14 protein-coding genes and 2 tRNA genes are annotated in these 15,523 nt (G+C 33.3%); 14 read left to right on the top strand and 2 right to left on the bottom strand.

The window, feature by feature from the left end; all coding sequences use genetic code 11:
• The first annotated feature begins 245 nt into the window (after positions 1-245).
• The 3 genes from V8G56_RS14990 to V8G56_RS14980 are packed head-to-tail and all read left to right on the top strand — an operon-like array spanning position 246 to position 3,616.
• Complete coding sequence (locus V8G56_RS14990) at positions 246-1,613, top strand: Gfo/Idh/MocA family protein (protein ID WP_395439272.1); 1,368 nt, start codon at positions 246-248, stop codon at positions 1,611-1,613.
• Between the two features lie 36 nt (positions 1,614-1,649).
• Positions 1,650-2,741, top strand: coding sequence for a mevalonate kinase family protein (locus V8G56_RS14985; RefSeq protein ID WP_395439271.1), 1,092 nt, complete (start codon positions 1,650-1,652; stop codon positions 2,739-2,741).
• Between the two features lie 5 nt (positions 2,742-2,746).
• On the top strand, positions 2,747-3,616 hold the full coding sequence (locus V8G56_RS14980) for a sugar phosphate nucleotidyltransferase (protein ID WP_395439270.1): 870 nt from the start codon (positions 2,747-2,749) through the stop codon (positions 3,614-3,616).
• Positions 3,617-3,637: 21 nt separating this feature from the next.
• Here the strand turns inward: V8G56_RS14980 and V8G56_RS14975 are convergent, their stop codons facing one another.
• Positions 3,638-4,780: an acyl-CoA dehydrogenase gene (locus V8G56_RS14975; RefSeq protein ID WP_395439269.1), complete on the bottom strand. Its 1,143-nt coding sequence runs from the start codon at positions 4,778-4,780 to the stop codon at positions 3,638-3,640.
• A gap of 94 nt (positions 4,781-4,874) precedes the next feature.
• On the opposite strand from V8G56_RS14975, the gene V8G56_RS14970 reads away from it, so the two are divergent.
• The 8 genes from V8G56_RS14970 to V8G56_RS14935 all read left to right on the top strand — a co-directional run bounded on the left by V8G56_RS14970 (position 4,875) and on the right by V8G56_RS14935 (position 12,089).
• Positions 4,875-5,939, top strand: a complete 1,065-nt coding sequence (locus V8G56_RS14970) for an anhydro-N-acetylmuramic acid kinase (protein ID WP_395439268.1) — start codon at positions 4,875-4,877, stop codon at positions 5,937-5,939.
• A gap of 154 nt (positions 5,940-6,093) precedes the next feature.
• Positions 6,094-7,320 carry a Glu/Leu/Phe/Val dehydrogenase dimerization domain-containing protein gene (locus tag V8G56_RS14965; protein WP_395439267.1) on the top strand — a complete coding sequence of 409 codons (1,227 nt, stop codon included), beginning with the start codon at positions 6,094-6,096 and terminating at the stop codon, positions 7,318-7,320.
• Between the two features lie 9 nt (positions 7,321-7,329).
• The gene (gene nhaD / locus V8G56_RS14960) at positions 7,330-8,724 is read left to right on the top strand and encodes a sodium:proton antiporter NhaD (protein WP_395439266.1); all 1,395 of its coding nucleotides are present in this window, start codon (positions 7,330-7,332) and stop codon (positions 8,722-8,724) included.
• A gap of 54 nt (positions 8,725-8,778) precedes the next feature.
• Positions 8,779-9,480, top strand: coding sequence for a MotA/TolQ/ExbB proton channel family protein (locus tag V8G56_RS14955; RefSeq protein WP_395439265.1), 702 nt, complete (start codon positions 8,779-8,781; stop codon positions 9,478-9,480).
• A 1-nt stretch (position 9,481) separates the two neighbouring features.
• Positions 9,482-9,877 (top strand): ExbD/TolR family protein, encoded by a 396-nt coding sequence (locus tag V8G56_RS14950; protein WP_395439264.1) that lies wholly within the window; start codon positions 9,482-9,484, stop codon positions 9,875-9,877.
• 7 nt (positions 9,878-9,884) lie between these two features.
• Positions 9,885-10,733, top strand: a complete 849-nt coding sequence (locus V8G56_RS14945; RefSeq protein WP_395439263.1) for an energy transducer TonB — start codon at positions 9,885-9,887, stop codon at positions 10,731-10,733.
• Position 10,734: 1 nt separating this feature from the next.
• Positions 10,735-11,952: a bifunctional folylpolyglutamate synthase/dihydrofolate synthase gene (locus tag V8G56_RS14940; protein WP_395439262.1), complete on the top strand. Its 1,218-nt coding sequence runs from the start codon at positions 10,735-10,737 to the stop codon at positions 11,950-11,952.
• 62 nt (positions 11,953-12,014) lie between these two features.
• Positions 12,015-12,089 (top strand) — tRNA-Val (locus V8G56_RS14935).
• A gap of 201 nt (positions 12,090-12,290) precedes the next feature.
• Here V8G56_RS14935 and V8G56_RS14930 read toward each other — a convergent pair.
• Positions 12,291-12,656: a hypothetical protein gene (locus V8G56_RS14930; RefSeq protein ID WP_395439261.1), complete on the bottom strand. Its 366-nt coding sequence runs from the start codon at positions 12,654-12,656 to the stop codon at positions 12,291-12,293.
• Between the two features lie 154 nt (positions 12,657-12,810).
• Between V8G56_RS14930 and V8G56_RS14925 the strand changes: the two genes are divergently transcribed.
• The 3 genes from V8G56_RS14925 (at position 12,811) to V8G56_RS14915 (ending at position 15,427) form a co-directional block, all read left to right on the top strand.
• Positions 12,811-14,358, top strand: coding sequence for a zinc-ribbon domain-containing protein (locus V8G56_RS14925; RefSeq protein WP_395439260.1), 1,548 nt, complete (start codon positions 12,811-12,813; stop codon positions 14,356-14,358).
• A gap of 332 nt (positions 14,359-14,690) precedes the next feature.
• Positions 14,691-15,212 (top strand): hypothetical protein, encoded by a 522-nt coding sequence (locus V8G56_RS14920; protein ID WP_395439259.1) that lies wholly within the window; start codon positions 14,691-14,693, stop codon positions 15,210-15,212.
• A gap of 140 nt (positions 15,213-15,352) precedes the next feature.
• Positions 15,353-15,427: transfer RNA gene (locus V8G56_RS14915), tRNA-Val, on the top strand.
• Positions 15,428-15,523: the final 96 nt, after the last annotated feature.

Below are 15,523 nucleotides of genomic sequence, written 5' to 3'. Positions count from 1 at the left end.
TGGGAGAGTAGGTCGTTGCCTTTTTTGGAAACCCTTCATATTTATTTATGAAGGGTTTTTTGTTGTTATTTACTTTCCTAAAAACTATAAAAAACAGATTATTTTCTAAAAAACATAAATGATTTTCTAAACTAATTATTGAAATTTGATTGGTTTATATGAAAAAGATATAAATGGCTTTTCAAGTCTATCAACTTTTCTAGTATATTTAATAAATATAATTTTAGGAACAAATAATTAGACTGATGAGCACACAAAATTCAAGACGTAACTTTATTAGAAAGACAGCGATAGTTGGAACTGGTATATCTGTATATCCTAGCTTTACTTTTGGTAGTAATGAATATAATAAAAAGGAAAAGCTCAAATTAGGCTTAATTGGTGTTGGTTTAAGAGGAACCAATCATTTGAGTAATGTGCTTTTAAGAGATGATGTTTTAGTCACCGCGCTATGTGATATTGATGCTCAACGAATTGATTTCGCTTTACAATTAATTAAGGATTTAAATAAACCAAAACCAGAAGTTTTTGGTAAAAATGAGCTTGATTATAGGAATTTATTAAACTTAGATAATGTTGATGCGGTAATTATTTCCACACCGTGGTTATGGCACACAAGAATGTCAAAAGATGCTATGTTGGCCGGAAAGTATACAGGGGTTGAAGTTTCAGCAGCTAATACTATGGAAGAATGCTGGGATTTAGTGAATACTCATGAATCGACAGGAACGCATCTGATGATCTTGGAAAATGTTAATTACCGACGAGATATTATGGCTGTTCTAAACATGGTTAAACAAAATGTGTTTGGAGAATTGGTACATTTTAGATGTGGATATCAACATGATTTGCGTTTTGTTAAATTGAATGATGGTAAAAGTGCTTATGGAAAAGGCGTAGAATTTGGTGAAAATGGGATTTCTGAATCAAAATGGCGTACACAACATTCAGTGGCAAGAAATGCAGATGTTTATCCAACCCACGGGGTTGGTCCTATGGCAACCATGTGTAACATTAATAGAGGCAATCGTTTCTCGTCAATTACTTCAAATGCAACAAAAAGTATAGGGTTACATAATTATATTGTTAAAAATGGTGGAGCTAATCATCCAAATGCTAATATCAAGTTTAAGCAAGGGGATGTTATAACTTCAATGATTGAAACAACCATGGGAGAAACCATTATTGTAACCCATGATTGTAATTTACCACGTCCTTATTCATTAGGGTTTCGGGTTCAGGGAGCAAACGGTTTATGGGAAGTGGATGGAAACAGAATGTATATTGAAGGAATGTCTGAGCCTCATAAATGGGATGAAGCGGATAAATGGTTAGAAAAATATGATCATCCCTTATGGAAAAAGTTTGGTGAACATGCTATGGGGGCTGGACATGGTGGGATGGACTTTTTTGTGATGAATGCTTTTATAGAATCCGCGAAACAAAATATTGCGCCACCATTGGATGTTTACGATGCAGCCGCCTGGAGCGCCATTACGCCTTTATCTGAAATTTCCATTGAGAATAACGGGGAACCTCAGGATTTTCCGGATTTTACAAGAGGGTTGTGGATGAAGCGCAAACCTTATGACTGGATTAAGGATACTTATTAATTTTGAAGTGACTTAAGAATCTTTACTAGACATCTCGTGAAAAAAAATAACAAAATAATAAAAATATTATCCCCTGGTAGAACTTGTTTATTTGGTGATCACCAGGATTACCTAGGTTTACCCGTAATTGCTTGTGCAATAAATAAATATATAAGTCTTAATGCTTTTGAAAATTCATTTTCTGTGTTTAAAATTCAGTTGCCGGATATTGGAGAAGAACGCCTCATCGACATTTATGATGATTTTAAACATTTAGAAAAAAGAGATTATTTTGCATCTTCACTAAAAGTATTAAAACGATATGGTTGTATCCCGGACAGAGGATTTGATATCACAATAACGGGAGATTTACCCATAAATGCAGGTCTTTCAAGCTCATCTGCATTAATAATTGCTTGGATTCGTTTTTTATTGGAAGCTTTTGGGTCGACATATGAAACAACTGTAGAATTAATTGCTAGAATGGCCTATGAAGCTGAAGTTTTAGAGCATAAAGAGCCAGGCGGAATAATGGATCAATATACCATAAGTATGGGTAATGTTTTATTCATTAATACTAGTGAAAGAGCTTCTTTTGAAATAATTCAGAAAAATATGGATGGATTAATTGTGGGTGAATCTGGTATTAAAAAGGAAACAATAAATACTTTAGGAAACAGAAAGGATAATGCCTTAAAAGCGATTGAATATGTAAAATTAAAAAATCCGGAATTTGAAATTAAATCCGCCATTCTTGAAGAATATAAAGATTATGAGAAAGATATTCCTTTTGAATTAAGACCTTATTTTTTTGCAGCACTTAAAAACCATTCCATTACTTTAAAAGCTTTTAATGAGTTTAAAAAGGAAAAACCCAATCTACGCTATTTGGGAACTTTAATGAATGAACATCATTTGGTTTTAAAAGATATTCTTAAAATAACAGTTCCTTTAATTGATCAAATGGTATCAAAGGCCATTCAAGCGGGAGCTTATGGCGTTAAGATTGTAGGATCCGGTGGTGGTGGAAGTATTGTGGCTGTTGCGCCATTGGAAAAGGAACAAAAAGTCATAGAAGCTATAAATAATGCGGGAGGCAAGGCGGCATATAAGGTGAATGTGGATATGGGAGCAAGGTTAATGGATTAGTAAATATGCATGATACTATAATTATTTTGGCTGGTGGTGCCTCATCACGAATGAAAAACTCAACAGATGTTGAGTTAGGAGATGATTTGGCCATACAAGCCAATACTAGGGCCAAATCACTTATTAGTTTGGACATTACAGGGAGACCTGTGATGGATTATTTATTGTTCAACGCAAAAAGGGCAGGCTATAAAAGAATATATATTGTAATAGGTGAAAATGAAAATTTAATAAAGGAGTTTTATGGAGATAAATCAAATGGGAATAATTTTCATGGACTGATAATTAATTATGCCATTCAATATATTCCTGCGTTCAGAGAAAAACCTTTTGGTACAGCGGATGCTTTGAGTCAGGCAATAAAACAATATCCGGAGTTAAGAACTAAAACATATACCGTTTGCAATAGTGATAATTTGTATTCTGTGATTGCTTTAGAAAAATTACGCAATTCTAGGCATAACAATGCGCTCGTGAGCTACGATAGAGATGCCTTGCAATTTAATATGGAACGAATAGCGAGATTTGCTTTGGTATATATTGATGAAAACGGCTTTTTGAAAGATATTATTGAAAAACCTTCAATTGAAGATTCGGAGCTTTATAAAGATAAATTGGGTAAGCTTCAGGTAAGTATGAACATCTTTAAATTTGATGGAAACCTGTTTACAGATTATGTGGAAAATTGCCCTGTTAATGAAATAAGAAATGAAAAAGAGCTTCCAACTGCCTTATTAAATATGGTGAAAGATAATTCAAAATCAGTTCATGCCATCCCAATTTCAGAGCATGTTCCGGACCTTACTTCAAAAGAAGATATTGCAATTTTAAAAGAGTATCTAGCGAAGCATTATTCCAATATGAATTGGAACTAATTTAATTTTAAAACAATTTAATTAATCTCTTAGTATACTTCTTGAAATGACTATTTTCTGAATTTCAGAAGTACCTTCATAAATCTGAGTAATTTTGGCATCGCGCATTAAACGTTCAACATGGTAATCTTTTACAAAACCATTACCACCATGTATTTGTACTGCTTCCACGGTATGTTCCATCGCCACTTTAGAAGCGTATAATTTTGCAACGGCACTAGAGACATCATAATTATTTCCTTGGTCTTTATCCCAGGCTGCTTGCATCACTAAATGACGTGCTGCAGTAATATCCGTATACATATCGGCTAACTTAAAGGCAATGGCCTGATGATTTGAAATTTCAGTTCCAAAAGCTTTTCGTTCCTTTGAATATTTTCTTGCCAGTTCATATGCTCCTTGTGCAATCCCTAAGGCTTGTGCAGCAATACCAATACGTCCGCCAGACAAAGTTTTCATTGCAAATCTAAAACCAAAGCCATCATCACCAATGCGGTTTTCTTTGGGTACTTTAACATCATTAAATTGTAATGTATGGGTATCACTACCTCTTATTCCCAATTTATTTTCTTTTGGACCAATGTGAAAACCTTCCATTCCTTTTTCAACAATAAAAGCATTAATGCCATGTGACCCTTTGTCTTTATCGGTTTGAGCAATGACTAGGTAAACATCGGAGCGGCCGCCATTAGTAATCCAGTTTTTTGTGCCGTTTAGGATATAATAATCTCCTTTATCAATAGCAGATGTTTTTTGTGAAGTAGCATCACTTCCTGCTTCAGGTTCACTTAAACAAAACGCTCCAATAAATTCACCAGTGGCTAATTTGGGTAAATATTTTTGTTTTTGAGCCTCCGTTCCAAATGCCTCAAGGCCATAACACACTAATGAATTATTTACTGAGACTATGACTGATGCCGATGCATCTATTTTCGATAATTCTTCCATAATAAGGACATAAGAAATAGCATCCATACCACTACCTCCATATTTTGGATCTACCATGATTCCCATAAAACCTAGAGCCCCCATTTTTTTTACTAACTCATCAGGAAAATGTTGAGTTTCATCGCGTTCTATAACACCAGGAAGTAATTCGTTTTGTGCAAAATCACGAGCGGCGTCGCGAATCATCATATGCTCTTCGGTAAGATTAAAATCCATAAGTAAAAAATAAATTATTAATTTGATAAAAAACCTACACAAATATATGTTTTTAATAGGAATTTTTCAATGAGTATTATTAATTTTACTGAATATGATAAAATCTCAATATAAAGTAATTGGCGTGATGTCTGGGACTTCCCTTGATGGTATAGACCTGGTTTACACCACTTTTAATTTCGGTACCAAATGGAGTTTTCAAATTCTTTATGCAGAGACCCTCGCTTACAGTGCGTATTGGAATACTACCCTTAAAGATTTGGTGTTATTATCAGAAATTGAATTGCGCCAAATAGATGAAGATTATACAAGATATCTCGCTTCTAAAATAAAGGATTTTATTGTTCGGTATAATATTAATGACATTGATGCTATTTGCACTCATGGTCATACGGCTTTACATCAACCGCATAAAAAAATGACCTATCAAATAGGTAATTTACCAATTTTAGCTTCTCTATTAGAACAAACCATTGTTTGTGATTTTAGAGTTCAAGATGTTGAGTTGGGTGGACAAGGTGCTCCATTAGTTCCTATAGGTGATGCCTTATTGTTTTGTCAGTACGAATTTTGTTTAAATCTTGGTGGGTTTGCAAATATCTCTTATGAAATGGATAATCAAAGAATTGCATATGACATATGTCCGGTTAATATTGTTTTAAATTATTATGTAAAGCAATTGGGTTATGATTTTGATGATGGTGGAAGGATTGCTTTGACAGGAAAAACGAATAATGATTTATTGGAGCAATTAAATAATCTGGATTATTATAAAAAAACCTTTCCTAAATCTTTAGGTTTAGAATGGGTAAAATCGGTTATAATTCCATTAATTGATTCTTTTAATCTGGAGTTTAAAGATATTTTGAGAACCTTTATTGAACATATTGCGCTACAAATTTCTAAAGAAATAAATAAAAGAACTCATGTTTCTGCCTTAGTTACTGGTGGTGGTGTGTACAATGATTTTTTAATGTCAAGAATTAAAACTTTTTCAAAAAACACCATTATGATACCTTCAAAAGAAATCATTGAATTTAAAGAAGCTTTAATTTTTGGTTTTTTAGGTGTTTTAAAACTAAGAGGAGAAAATAATTGTTTACAATCAGTCACTGGAGCACGGCATGATCATAGTTCCGGCAACATATTTCACGAATAAAATTTTTTAAAAATTAAACCATTAGGGTTGATAGTTTTTTATATTTGTTATATTAATAATTAAATCACTTTCCAAGATGACTCAGCTTTGACCTTTCATATTTAATGTGTAGAACTTATAACTTATTAAATAAAATTGTTTTGAATATTAATTGATGAAAGAATTATTAAAAAAGTATGAAAATAAGAGTCCAGAGATAGTTTTTAACTGGAAGGATTCTGAAAGTGAAGCCGAAGGATGGGTAGTTATAAATTCATTAAGAGGCGGGGCAGCTGGTGGAGGAACTAGGATGCGTAAAGGTCTTGATATGAACGAAGTTTTATCACTGGCTAAAACCATGGAAATTAAATTTACCGTTTCAGGTCCGGCCATTGGTGGTGCTAAATCGGGAATTAATTTTGATCCTAATGATCCAAGAAAGAAAGAGGTTTTAGAGCGCTGGTATAAAGTGGTGTCTCCATTATTAAAAAGTTATTATGGTACTGGAGGCGATTTAAATGTTGATGAAATACACGAAGTAATTCCAATTACTGAAGCCAGTGGTGTTTGGCATCCGCAAGAAGGGGTCTTTAACGGGCATTTTAAACCCACTGAAGCGGATAAAATAAATAGAATAGGACAATTACGTCAGGGCGTTATAAAAGTTATTGAGAACCCAATATATTCGCCAAGTGTCTCAAGAAAATACACGGTGGCTGATATGATTACCGGGTTTGGAGTAGCAGAGGCAGTAAAGCAATTTTATGTTATATATGGTGGAAATGTAGAAGGAAAACGCGCAATAGTTCAAGGATTTGGTAATGTTGGAGCAGCTGCAGCTTTTTACCTGTCTCAAATGGGCGTTAAAATTGTTGGAATTATAGATGCCGTGGGCGGCTTAATAAATGAAGAAGGATTTTCATTTGAAGAAATAAAAAGTTTATTTTTAGCAAAAACAGGCAATACATTAGTCAGTAAGAATTTAATTTCATTTGAAGAAATAAATAAAAAAATATGGTCCCTTGAAGCTGAAATATTTGCACCTTGTGCCGCTTCAAGATTGATTACTATTAATCAGATTGATGAGCTCATTGATAGTGGTTTAGAAGTAATTTCATGCGGTGCTAATGTGCCTTTTGCTGATAAGGAAATTTTCTTTGGGCCTATAATGGAGCATACAGATAATAGAGTCAGTTTAATACCAGACTTTATTTCCAATTGTGGAATGGCCAGAGTTTTTGCTTATTTTATGGAGCGAAAAGTACAAATGACAGATGAAGCTATTTTTAATGATACTTCAAATAGAATCAAAGAAGCATTGGAAAACGTATATAATAAAAAACATAGTAAAACAGGAATTAGCGAGACCGCATTTGAAATCGCATTAGACCAACTCATTTAAGTATAATTTATGGAAGCAGCAATTATTTTGGTATTTGTAATGGGCTATTTAGCCATTACTTTAGAGCATAGTTTAAAAATAGATAAACTAATACCGGCGTTGGTCATGATGGCTATTTGTTGGGCTTTAATTTCGTTGGGGATTGAAACTTTTCCACAATGGTTTGATTCTGCTAAACATACCATGCTCGAAGGGTTTGGTCTCCTGTCAGGAGAAGAGAAATTGCATCTCATGGAGGAAACCTTGTTGCACCATTTAGGTAAAACAGCCGAGATTTTGGTCTTCTTATTAGGAGCCATGACTATTGTTGAAATCATTGATTATTTTGATGGTTTTTCAACTATAAAAGACTTTGTTAAAACCAAAAAGAAAACAAAAATTTTATGGATTTTTTCAATTCTGGCCTTTATTTTATCAGCCATTATAGATAACTTAACAGCGACTATAGTTCTTATTTCAATTCTACAAAAAATAGTAAAAGACAGAGATGTTCGTCTTTATTATGCCGGGTTAATTATTATTGCCGCCAATGCAGGTGGGGCATGGTCTCCTATAGGAGATGTCACTACTACTATGTTGTGGATTGGTAAAAAAGTAAGTACAGGACATTTAATCGGATATTTATTTGTACCCTCTTTTTTATGTATGGCAGTACCAACAGTTATTGCCTCTTTTCTTCCAATTTTCAGAGGGGAATTGGAGCATGGAGAAGAAGTTGAAGAAAAAAAGAAATCGAGATTCAGTAGTACTATGCTTTATTTAGGTTTAGGTGCTATTGTATTTGTTCCAATATTTAAAATGATAACGCATTTGCCTCCATATGTTGGCATGATGCTTTCCTTAGGTGTAGTAGCTATATTTGCTGAAATGTATACCAGTTCTAAATTTAGTTTGACTGTGTTTGATTCAGAAGAAAGTGATGCGCATGCATTGCACAGTCCTGTGCATCATTCATTATCAAAAATTGAACTACCGAGTATCTTATTCTTCTTAGGGATATTAATGGCGGTTGCCGCTCTGGAATCTTTAGGCATATTGTTTGAGTTTGCCAATTCTTTAAAAGAAAATATGCCGATGTTAGGAACAGAATTGCATCATTCAGGAGTTTCAGATTTAGTCATTCTCTTATTAGGGGTTGGTTCTGCTGTTATTGATAATGTGCCTTTAGTGGCTGCCAGTTTAGGGATGTTCTCAGAACCAATGGATAATGAATTATGGCATTTTGTAGCATATTCAGCAGGTACAGGAGGTAGTATGTTAATTATAGGCTCAGCTGCAGGTGTTGTTGCTATGGGAATGGAGAAAATTGATTTTTTCTGGTATTTAAAAAAGATTTCCTGGTTAGCCTTAATAGGGTTTTTAGTAGGTGCCGCAGCATTTATGTTTACAAGAACATTATTTTAATATACTTTAAAAATAATTAAGACGTTATATAATCGGTAAGAAATTAAATACTATATGTTAAATACATTAATACAAAATGCTCAAGAAGGCATTGATATACTTCAAGAGGGAGAATCAGTAGAAAAAACACTTTCAATAATTGAATTAATTAGTAGTGGCGGTCTTGCAGGGCAGCTGATTATAGGCGTGTTGTTTTTAATGCTTGTTTTGGCTATTTATATTTATTTTGAACGATTGTTTGCAATTAAAGCAGCTACCCAAATTGACTCAAATTTTATGAATCAAATCAAAGATCATGTGAGTCATGGTAAAATTGATGCGGCTCAAATTTTATGTGCACAGGCGAATTCACCTGTTTCCAGATTAATTGGGAAGGGCATTTCCAGAATTGGGAAACCATTAGCAGATATTAACACCGCTTTGGAAAATGCTGGAAGATTAGAGATCTATCAGCTTGAAAAAAATGTAAGTATATTGGCTACCATTTCTGGGGCTGGTCCAATGATTGGGTTTCTTGGTACAGTAATAGGAATGATATTAGCCATATTTGAATTGGCAAATGCTGGAGGTACCATCCAAATGGATGTTTTAGCAAGTGGACTCTACACCGCTATGACTACTACTGTTGCTGGTTTAATAGTTGGAATTGTTGCCTTTATGGCATTCAATCACTTGGTTGTAAAAACAGATAAAGTAGTGTATCAGATGGAAGCAAATTCTTTAGAGTTTTTAGATCATTTAAACGAACCATCATAGTATGAATATTAGAGGAAGAAATAAAGTATCACCGGAATTCAATATGTCTTCTATGACAGATATTGTTTTTTTGTTACTGATCTTTTTTATGATTGCTTCTACTTTGGTTTCAACGAGTGCTATTGATATTTTATTGCCAAAGGCCAGTGGTAAAACTGAAAACAAGAAATCAATTGCTGTGAGTATCAAGAAAGATTTAACTTATTATATTGATCAAAAACGCGTGGGTGAAAGTGTTTTAGAATCTGAATTGATCGCTGCACTTTCTTCAGAAGAAAAACCGACCGTTATTCTGCGTGCCGAAAAATCAGTGCCGGTTGAAAATGTTGTGAAGGTGATGGATATTGCCAATAGAAATAAATTCAAAGTTATTCTGGCAGTGAAACCTAATGATTAAAGGTTAGATGAAATTTTTAGAAACGAAACATGAAAGGAATTCTGCTAAATTAACAGCATTAATAACAGTTATACTGGTGCTGTTATTATTTGTGATCGGCGCTCCTTATATGGATCCACCAATAGAATATGGGGTTGCAGTAAATTTTGGAACCACGGACTTTGGTAAAGGAGATGTTCAGCCATTAAAACCAATAAAATCAGAGCCAAAGGAAATTAATGAACCATATCAACCTGAAGTTTCCAAAACAGAACCTACAAAAGCTGCCGAAGCAAAAGAAGCAGTTTTAACACAAGAAAATGAAGAAGCCATTGCTATAAAAAAGCAAAAACAGGTAGAGGCTAATGCCAAAGCCATTGCTGATGCAAAAGCCAAAGCAGAAGCGGATAGAATTGCTAAAGAAAAACAGGAGCAGGAGGAGAAGAAAAGAAAACTGGATGCTTTAATTGGAGGCGTTAGTAAATCTGAAGGTACGGCTACCGGAGGGGAAGGTAATGACAATAAGGCCGGTGATAAAGGCCAATTGGATGGAGATCCCTATGCGCCAAGTTATTTTGGTTCTGGTGGTTCAGGAAGCGGTGGTGTAGGTTATGGTTTAAATGGAAGAGGGCAACCAACTAGGAGAATATTTAAACAGGAGTGTAATGAATCTGGAATGGTTGTAGTAAAGATTGAGGTCGATAAAAATGGTTCGGTTGTAAGTGCCGAACCTGGAGTGAGAGGAACCACTAATACAGCACCATGTCTATTAGAGCCAGCAAAGAAAATTGCTTTGTCACACAAATGGCCAGCTGATTCTAAAGCACCTACCCGACAAATTGGTTTTGTTAGCGTCAATTTTGAATTAAGCAACTAGAATGACTTATCAAGACACCCTTGATTGGATGTTTTCTCAACTGCCAATGTATCAACGACAGGGTAATTCAGCCTTTAAAAAGGACTTATCAAATACTTTAAAGTTATCAGAGCATTTACATTTTCCTGAAAAAAAATTTAAATCGGTTCATGTAGCCGGTACCAATGGAAAGGGTTCTACCAGTCATATGCTAGCCTCTGTTTTACAAGAAGCGGGTTATAAAGTTGGATTATACACCTCACCGCATTTAAAAGATTTCAGAGAGCGTATTAAGATTAATGGACAGGTTGTAAGCAAACAATTTGTTATCGGATTTATAACCAGAAATAAATCATTTTTTGAGGCTAATACCTTATCTTTTTTTGAGATGACCGTTGGCATGGCATTCGAATATTTTTCAAAACAAAAAGTAGATATTGCGGTTATTGAAGTGGGGCTTGGAGGACGCTTGGATTCTACAAATATTATTACTCCGGAAATTTCTGTAATTACTAATATAGGATTTGATCATATGCAATTATTGGGGTCTACCTTAGAGGCCATCGCAAAAGAAAAAGCAGGAATTATAAAGCCTTCTGTTCCAGTAGTTATTGGTGAAACACAAGTTGAAACGGAGCCTGTTTTTAGAGCTACTGCTCAGAAAAATAGGGCTAAAATAATTTTTGCAGATCAGAACCCGTCAGAAAAATATAGTAGCGATTTACAGGGTTATTATCAATTAAAAAATATTATAACAGTTGTGCAGACCATTAAAGAACTAAAGAAAATGGGATATCACATTTCTCAAAATCAATTAAAGAGAGGTTTGCTAACTGTAAAAAGGAATACTGGTTTAATGGGGCGCTGGCAGGAATTAAATTTAAATCCCAAAGTCATTTGTGATACGGGCCATAACAAAGAGGGATTGACTTATGTGATGAACCAGATCTCAAATGAAGCTTTTGAGAATTTACATATCGTTTTTGGTGTAGTAAATGATAAAGATTTAAACAGCATAATTGATATATTACCCCAAAAGGCCACTTATTATTTTTGTAAACCAGACATACCAAGAGGTTTGGATGCTAATATATTAAAGCAAACTTTAACTAGTTTTGGGCTTCAGGGGAGTGCTTATGGCTCAGTAGATGAAGCATATAAGGCGGCATTGGCTCATGCCAAACCTACTGATTTTATATTTGTGGGAGGCAGTACTTTTGTGGTGGCTGAAATAATTTAATTTTTTACATAAAAAGTTTTTGCAATAATAAAAACTACTTTATATTTGCAATCCAATTATGAGGGCAATTAGCTCAGTTGGTTCAGAGCATCTCGTTTACACCGAGAGGGTCGGGGGTTCGAATCCCTCATTGCCCACTAATTAACGACTTAAATTATTGATTATCAATAAGTTAGGTCGTTTTTATTTTAGGTCTGTCCGACATTTTCCCGACATTTTCCCGACATCTTTATTTTTTAATAAGAAGCATTTGTAGGTAATATCATATATTTTAATATTAAAACTCATCTTAATTGTAAAATATTCGAGGGAATTTAAATTAAAAGGTATGATTATTTTTAATCAATATTACCATCGCGTCTTTTTTCTGCCAGAATACTGTTCTGTAAAAAAGTTAATTGATCATACAACATTTTAAAGTTTTCCTTAAGACTCTGTATTTTATCTTCCTGTACTTCAAAACGCGCTTCAAATTTTTTATAAATACTATTATATAGTTCTAATTCAGATTTAGTATTATTAATTTCCCCTACCTTTTCTAAAGAGAGCATTTTTACTAATTCTTTCTTTTCTAAATCACTTAAAGATTCTCTTTTAACCGCAATCCTAATAGTAGCCTCCTCTTTATCAATAACCGCACCTATCTCTTTCCAGGATATCTTTTTAGTAGCTTTATAATATTTTAGTTTATTGTAAAATTCCACTGTTTATATTAATTAGTTAATATGTAATTAAAAACCTAATATAACTATCTCATTGAAAGTATTTTATGACAAAAGTCACCTTTCAGAACTATTAAAACATTTATATTTGGTTCTATGGGGTAAACAGCACCACTAACTTCTCTATGTAATTTCAATGACAAGAAAACCAATTAAAGGAAATTCACTCGCTGAAGTAAACCCAGAACTTGCATTAGAATGGCATCCAACTAAAAATGGAAATTTAACTCCTTTTGAAGTTTCATTGGGTACACATAAAAAAGTATGGTGGAAATGTGATATGGGTAATGATCATGAATGGGAATCGTCGGTTAAAAATAGATCAAGATTAAAAGGTTGCCCGGTTTGTATTGGCAGAAAGGTTGTATTGTCAAATTGTTTAGCAACACTTAAACCTGAATTGGCTAAGGAATGGCATCCAACTAAAAATGGAGATTTAACTCCTAATGATATAACAGTAAGCAGCGGAAAAAAAGTATGGTGGAAATGTGATATGGGCAATGACCATGAATGGTTATCTATTGTTAGCGATAGATCAAGGGGTAATAGGTGTCCTATTTGTTTAGGCCAAAAAGTTGTGTTATCTAATTGTTTAGCAACACTTAAACCTGAATTGGCTAAGGAATGGCATCCAACTAAAAACGGCAAGTTAACTCCTTATAATGTTGTCCCTGGTTCCAACAAAAAAGTATGGTGGAAATGTAATAAAGGTAATGACCATGAGTGGAATACTACAGTCAGTAATAGATCAAAAGGTGTAGGATGTCCTGTTTGTAGGAGTTTAAAAGTTGTGCTATCTAATTGTTTAGCAACACTTAAACCTAAATTAGCAAAAGAATGGCATTTAACAAAGAATGGGGATTTAACTCCTAATAATGTAACGCCTGGTTCAAATAAAAAAGTATGGTGGAAATGTAATAAAGGTGATGACCATGAATGGTGTTCAAGAATTGTTCACAGATCAAAAGGTGTAGGATGTCCCGTTTGCTTAGGTCAAAAGATAGTTTTATCTAATTGTTTAGCAACAATTAAACCTGAGTTAGCAAAAGAGTGGCATCCAACAAAGAACGGAGACTTAACACCTTTTGATGTAGTTCTGGGAACTAACAAAAAAGTATGGTGGAAATGTAATAAAGGTGATGACCATGAATGGAAGTGTAGTGTTGGTCATAGATCAAGCGGAACAGGGTGTCCATATTGTACACTTACCCCTCAATCTAAACAAGAACTTTCTATTACATTTGAATTGATTAAGTTTTTTCAGATAAACCCAAAAGGGTTTAAAACCAGAGTAAAAGGTAAATTATGGACAATAGACATCTATATTAGAGAACTTAAATTAGGAATTGAATTTGATGGAAGTTATTGGCATAAAGACAAACGTGATTTGGATAAACTCAAAACAGAAAAGTTAGAATTTGAAGGGTTCAAAATTATGCGAGTTAGAGAAGAGCCATTAAAAGCAATCACAGATATTGATGTAATTTCTACAAAACCTTTCAATGCAAAAGAAGTCACCAATAACATTTTAATACATATTTTGGAATTCTATTCTTTGGATACAAAAAGGATTCAAAGAATTGAAGAATATCTACTTAAAGATGATATTCAAAACGAGAAAAGATTAGATGCCTATATTGAGATGATATTAACAGAGAAGGCGGATAAGAAAAATCAAATATAATTTTCTTTTAATTCAAATTTTTAGACACTTATTTTTTTACGACATGTTTCCGAAATGGCATATATCAATGTATATAAATAACACTGGATATATATAAAATAAATAGTAAAAACATATAAAAGAAATATTTTTGGTATGTTTTTGTATTATTATTAGTGTGAAAAAGGATTTCCTCATTGCCCACTTAAGAATAAAAAAGCTTCCAATTTAGGAAGCTTTTTTTTATTGCTAAAATCTTTATATAAAAATATAGAATCTCTTAAATTTAGATTACATTTAAATAGATTAAATTATTGGTATATTCATTGTAAATAATAATTAAAAGAAAAAAGATGAAGCAAGTAGCTGTAATTTTTCTGTTTTTTATTTTTTGTTCCTGTATCCCGACAAGAATAGCACCCAAAATTGACGATTATGAGATTAAGGTTGCTGAAAAGTTCAAGAGAAAACTCCCTAAAACGTATGCTTTTATTTTTGAAGACCTTAAAGAGGAGGGTGCGTTTTATAATTTTATGAATCATAAATATGACTTGATTTCTGGAAATGTTGGAAAATTTATACCTTTTTCAATTGAAGATGAGGATTATTACCTTTCATATGATGAAGTTGTGATTGAAGAAAAATATCTAAATTTTACTCCCGTAATTTTTGAAGCCTTGATTGGTGCTAATTCAGATGATGAAGGTGCACAGGTAGAAACTGACAGATATGGTCATTGGTATTTTGTAATAACTATTCTGGATGCTGAAATGGCTGATTGTTTGAATCCAGAATATAAAAATAGAATTGCTGTTATAAATTATTTGCGACACCTCAAGTTGGACTATTTAAATGAAAAAGCTGAAGTTGATTAGTTTTTTTATTTAATTATGTGTTTTTTATATAATTAATTCTGCTCATAGTAATGAGTTTAATTAAATAGGGGTTGATTCTTTTTTGTTTTTTTAATATAAGTTTATTCATGACAAAAAAATAATATATTTACTGAATATTAGGGTCATTAACTCAGTTGGTTCAGAGTGTCACGTCGACAACGTGGAAGTCACTGGTTCGAATCCAGTATGACCCACATCAATTACAATCCCAATGCATGGCATTGGGATTTTTGTTTAGTGAAATTCAAAGAGTGCTTTTAAATTTTGCTAAACAAAAATACCTGCTACGC

The organism is Gaetbulibacter aquiaggeris (assembly GCF_044003965.1).
Lineage (GTDB): Bacteria > Bacteroidota > Bacteroidia > Flavobacteriales > Flavobacteriaceae > Yeosuana > Yeosuana aquiaggeris.
The sequence above is the reverse complement of the archived record's forward strand: the minus strand, read 5'-3'. Positions and strand labels throughout refer to the sequence as shown.

Coding starts and splice junctions, on each gene's coding strand:
- V8G56_RS14920 (WP_395439259.1), top strand. CDS start 14,691: ATGAAGCAAGTAGCTGTAATTTTTCTGTTTTTTATTTTTTGTTCCTGT.
- V8G56_RS14990 (WP_395439272.1), top strand. CDS start 246: ATGAGCACACAAAATTCAAGACGTAACTTTATTAGAAAGACAGCGATA.
- V8G56_RS14980 (WP_395439270.1), top strand. CDS start 2,747: ATGCATGATACTATAATTATTTTGGCTGGTGGTGCCTCATCACGAATG.
- V8G56_RS14955 (WP_395439265.1), top strand. CDS start 8,779: ATGTTAAATACATTAATACAAAATGCTCAAGAAGGCATTGATATACTT.
- V8G56_RS14965 (WP_395439267.1), top strand. CDS start 6,094: ATGAAAGAATTATTAAAAAAGTATGAAAATAAGAGTCCAGAGATAGTT.
- V8G56_RS14950 (WP_395439264.1), top strand. CDS start 9,482: ATGAATATTAGAGGAAGAAATAAAGTATCACCGGAATTCAATATGTCT.
- V8G56_RS14975 (WP_395439269.1), bottom strand. CDS start 4,780: ATGGATTTTAATCTTACCGAAGAGCATATGATGATTCGCGACGCCGCT.
- V8G56_RS14970 (WP_395439268.1), top strand. CDS start 4,875: ATGATAAAATCTCAATATAAAGTAATTGGCGTGATGTCTGGGACTTCC.
- nhaD (WP_395439266.1), top strand. CDS start 7,330: ATGGAAGCAGCAATTATTTTGGTATTTGTAATGGGCTATTTAGCCATT.
- V8G56_RS14940 (WP_395439262.1), top strand. CDS start 10,735: ATGACTTATCAAGACACCCTTGATTGGATGTTTTCTCAACTGCCAATG.
- V8G56_RS14945 (WP_395439263.1), top strand. CDS start 9,885: ATGAAATTTTTAGAAACGAAACATGAAAGGAATTCTGCTAAATTAACA.
- V8G56_RS14925 (WP_395439260.1), top strand. CDS start 12,811: ATGACAAGAAAACCAATTAAAGGAAATTCACTCGCTGAAGTAAACCCA.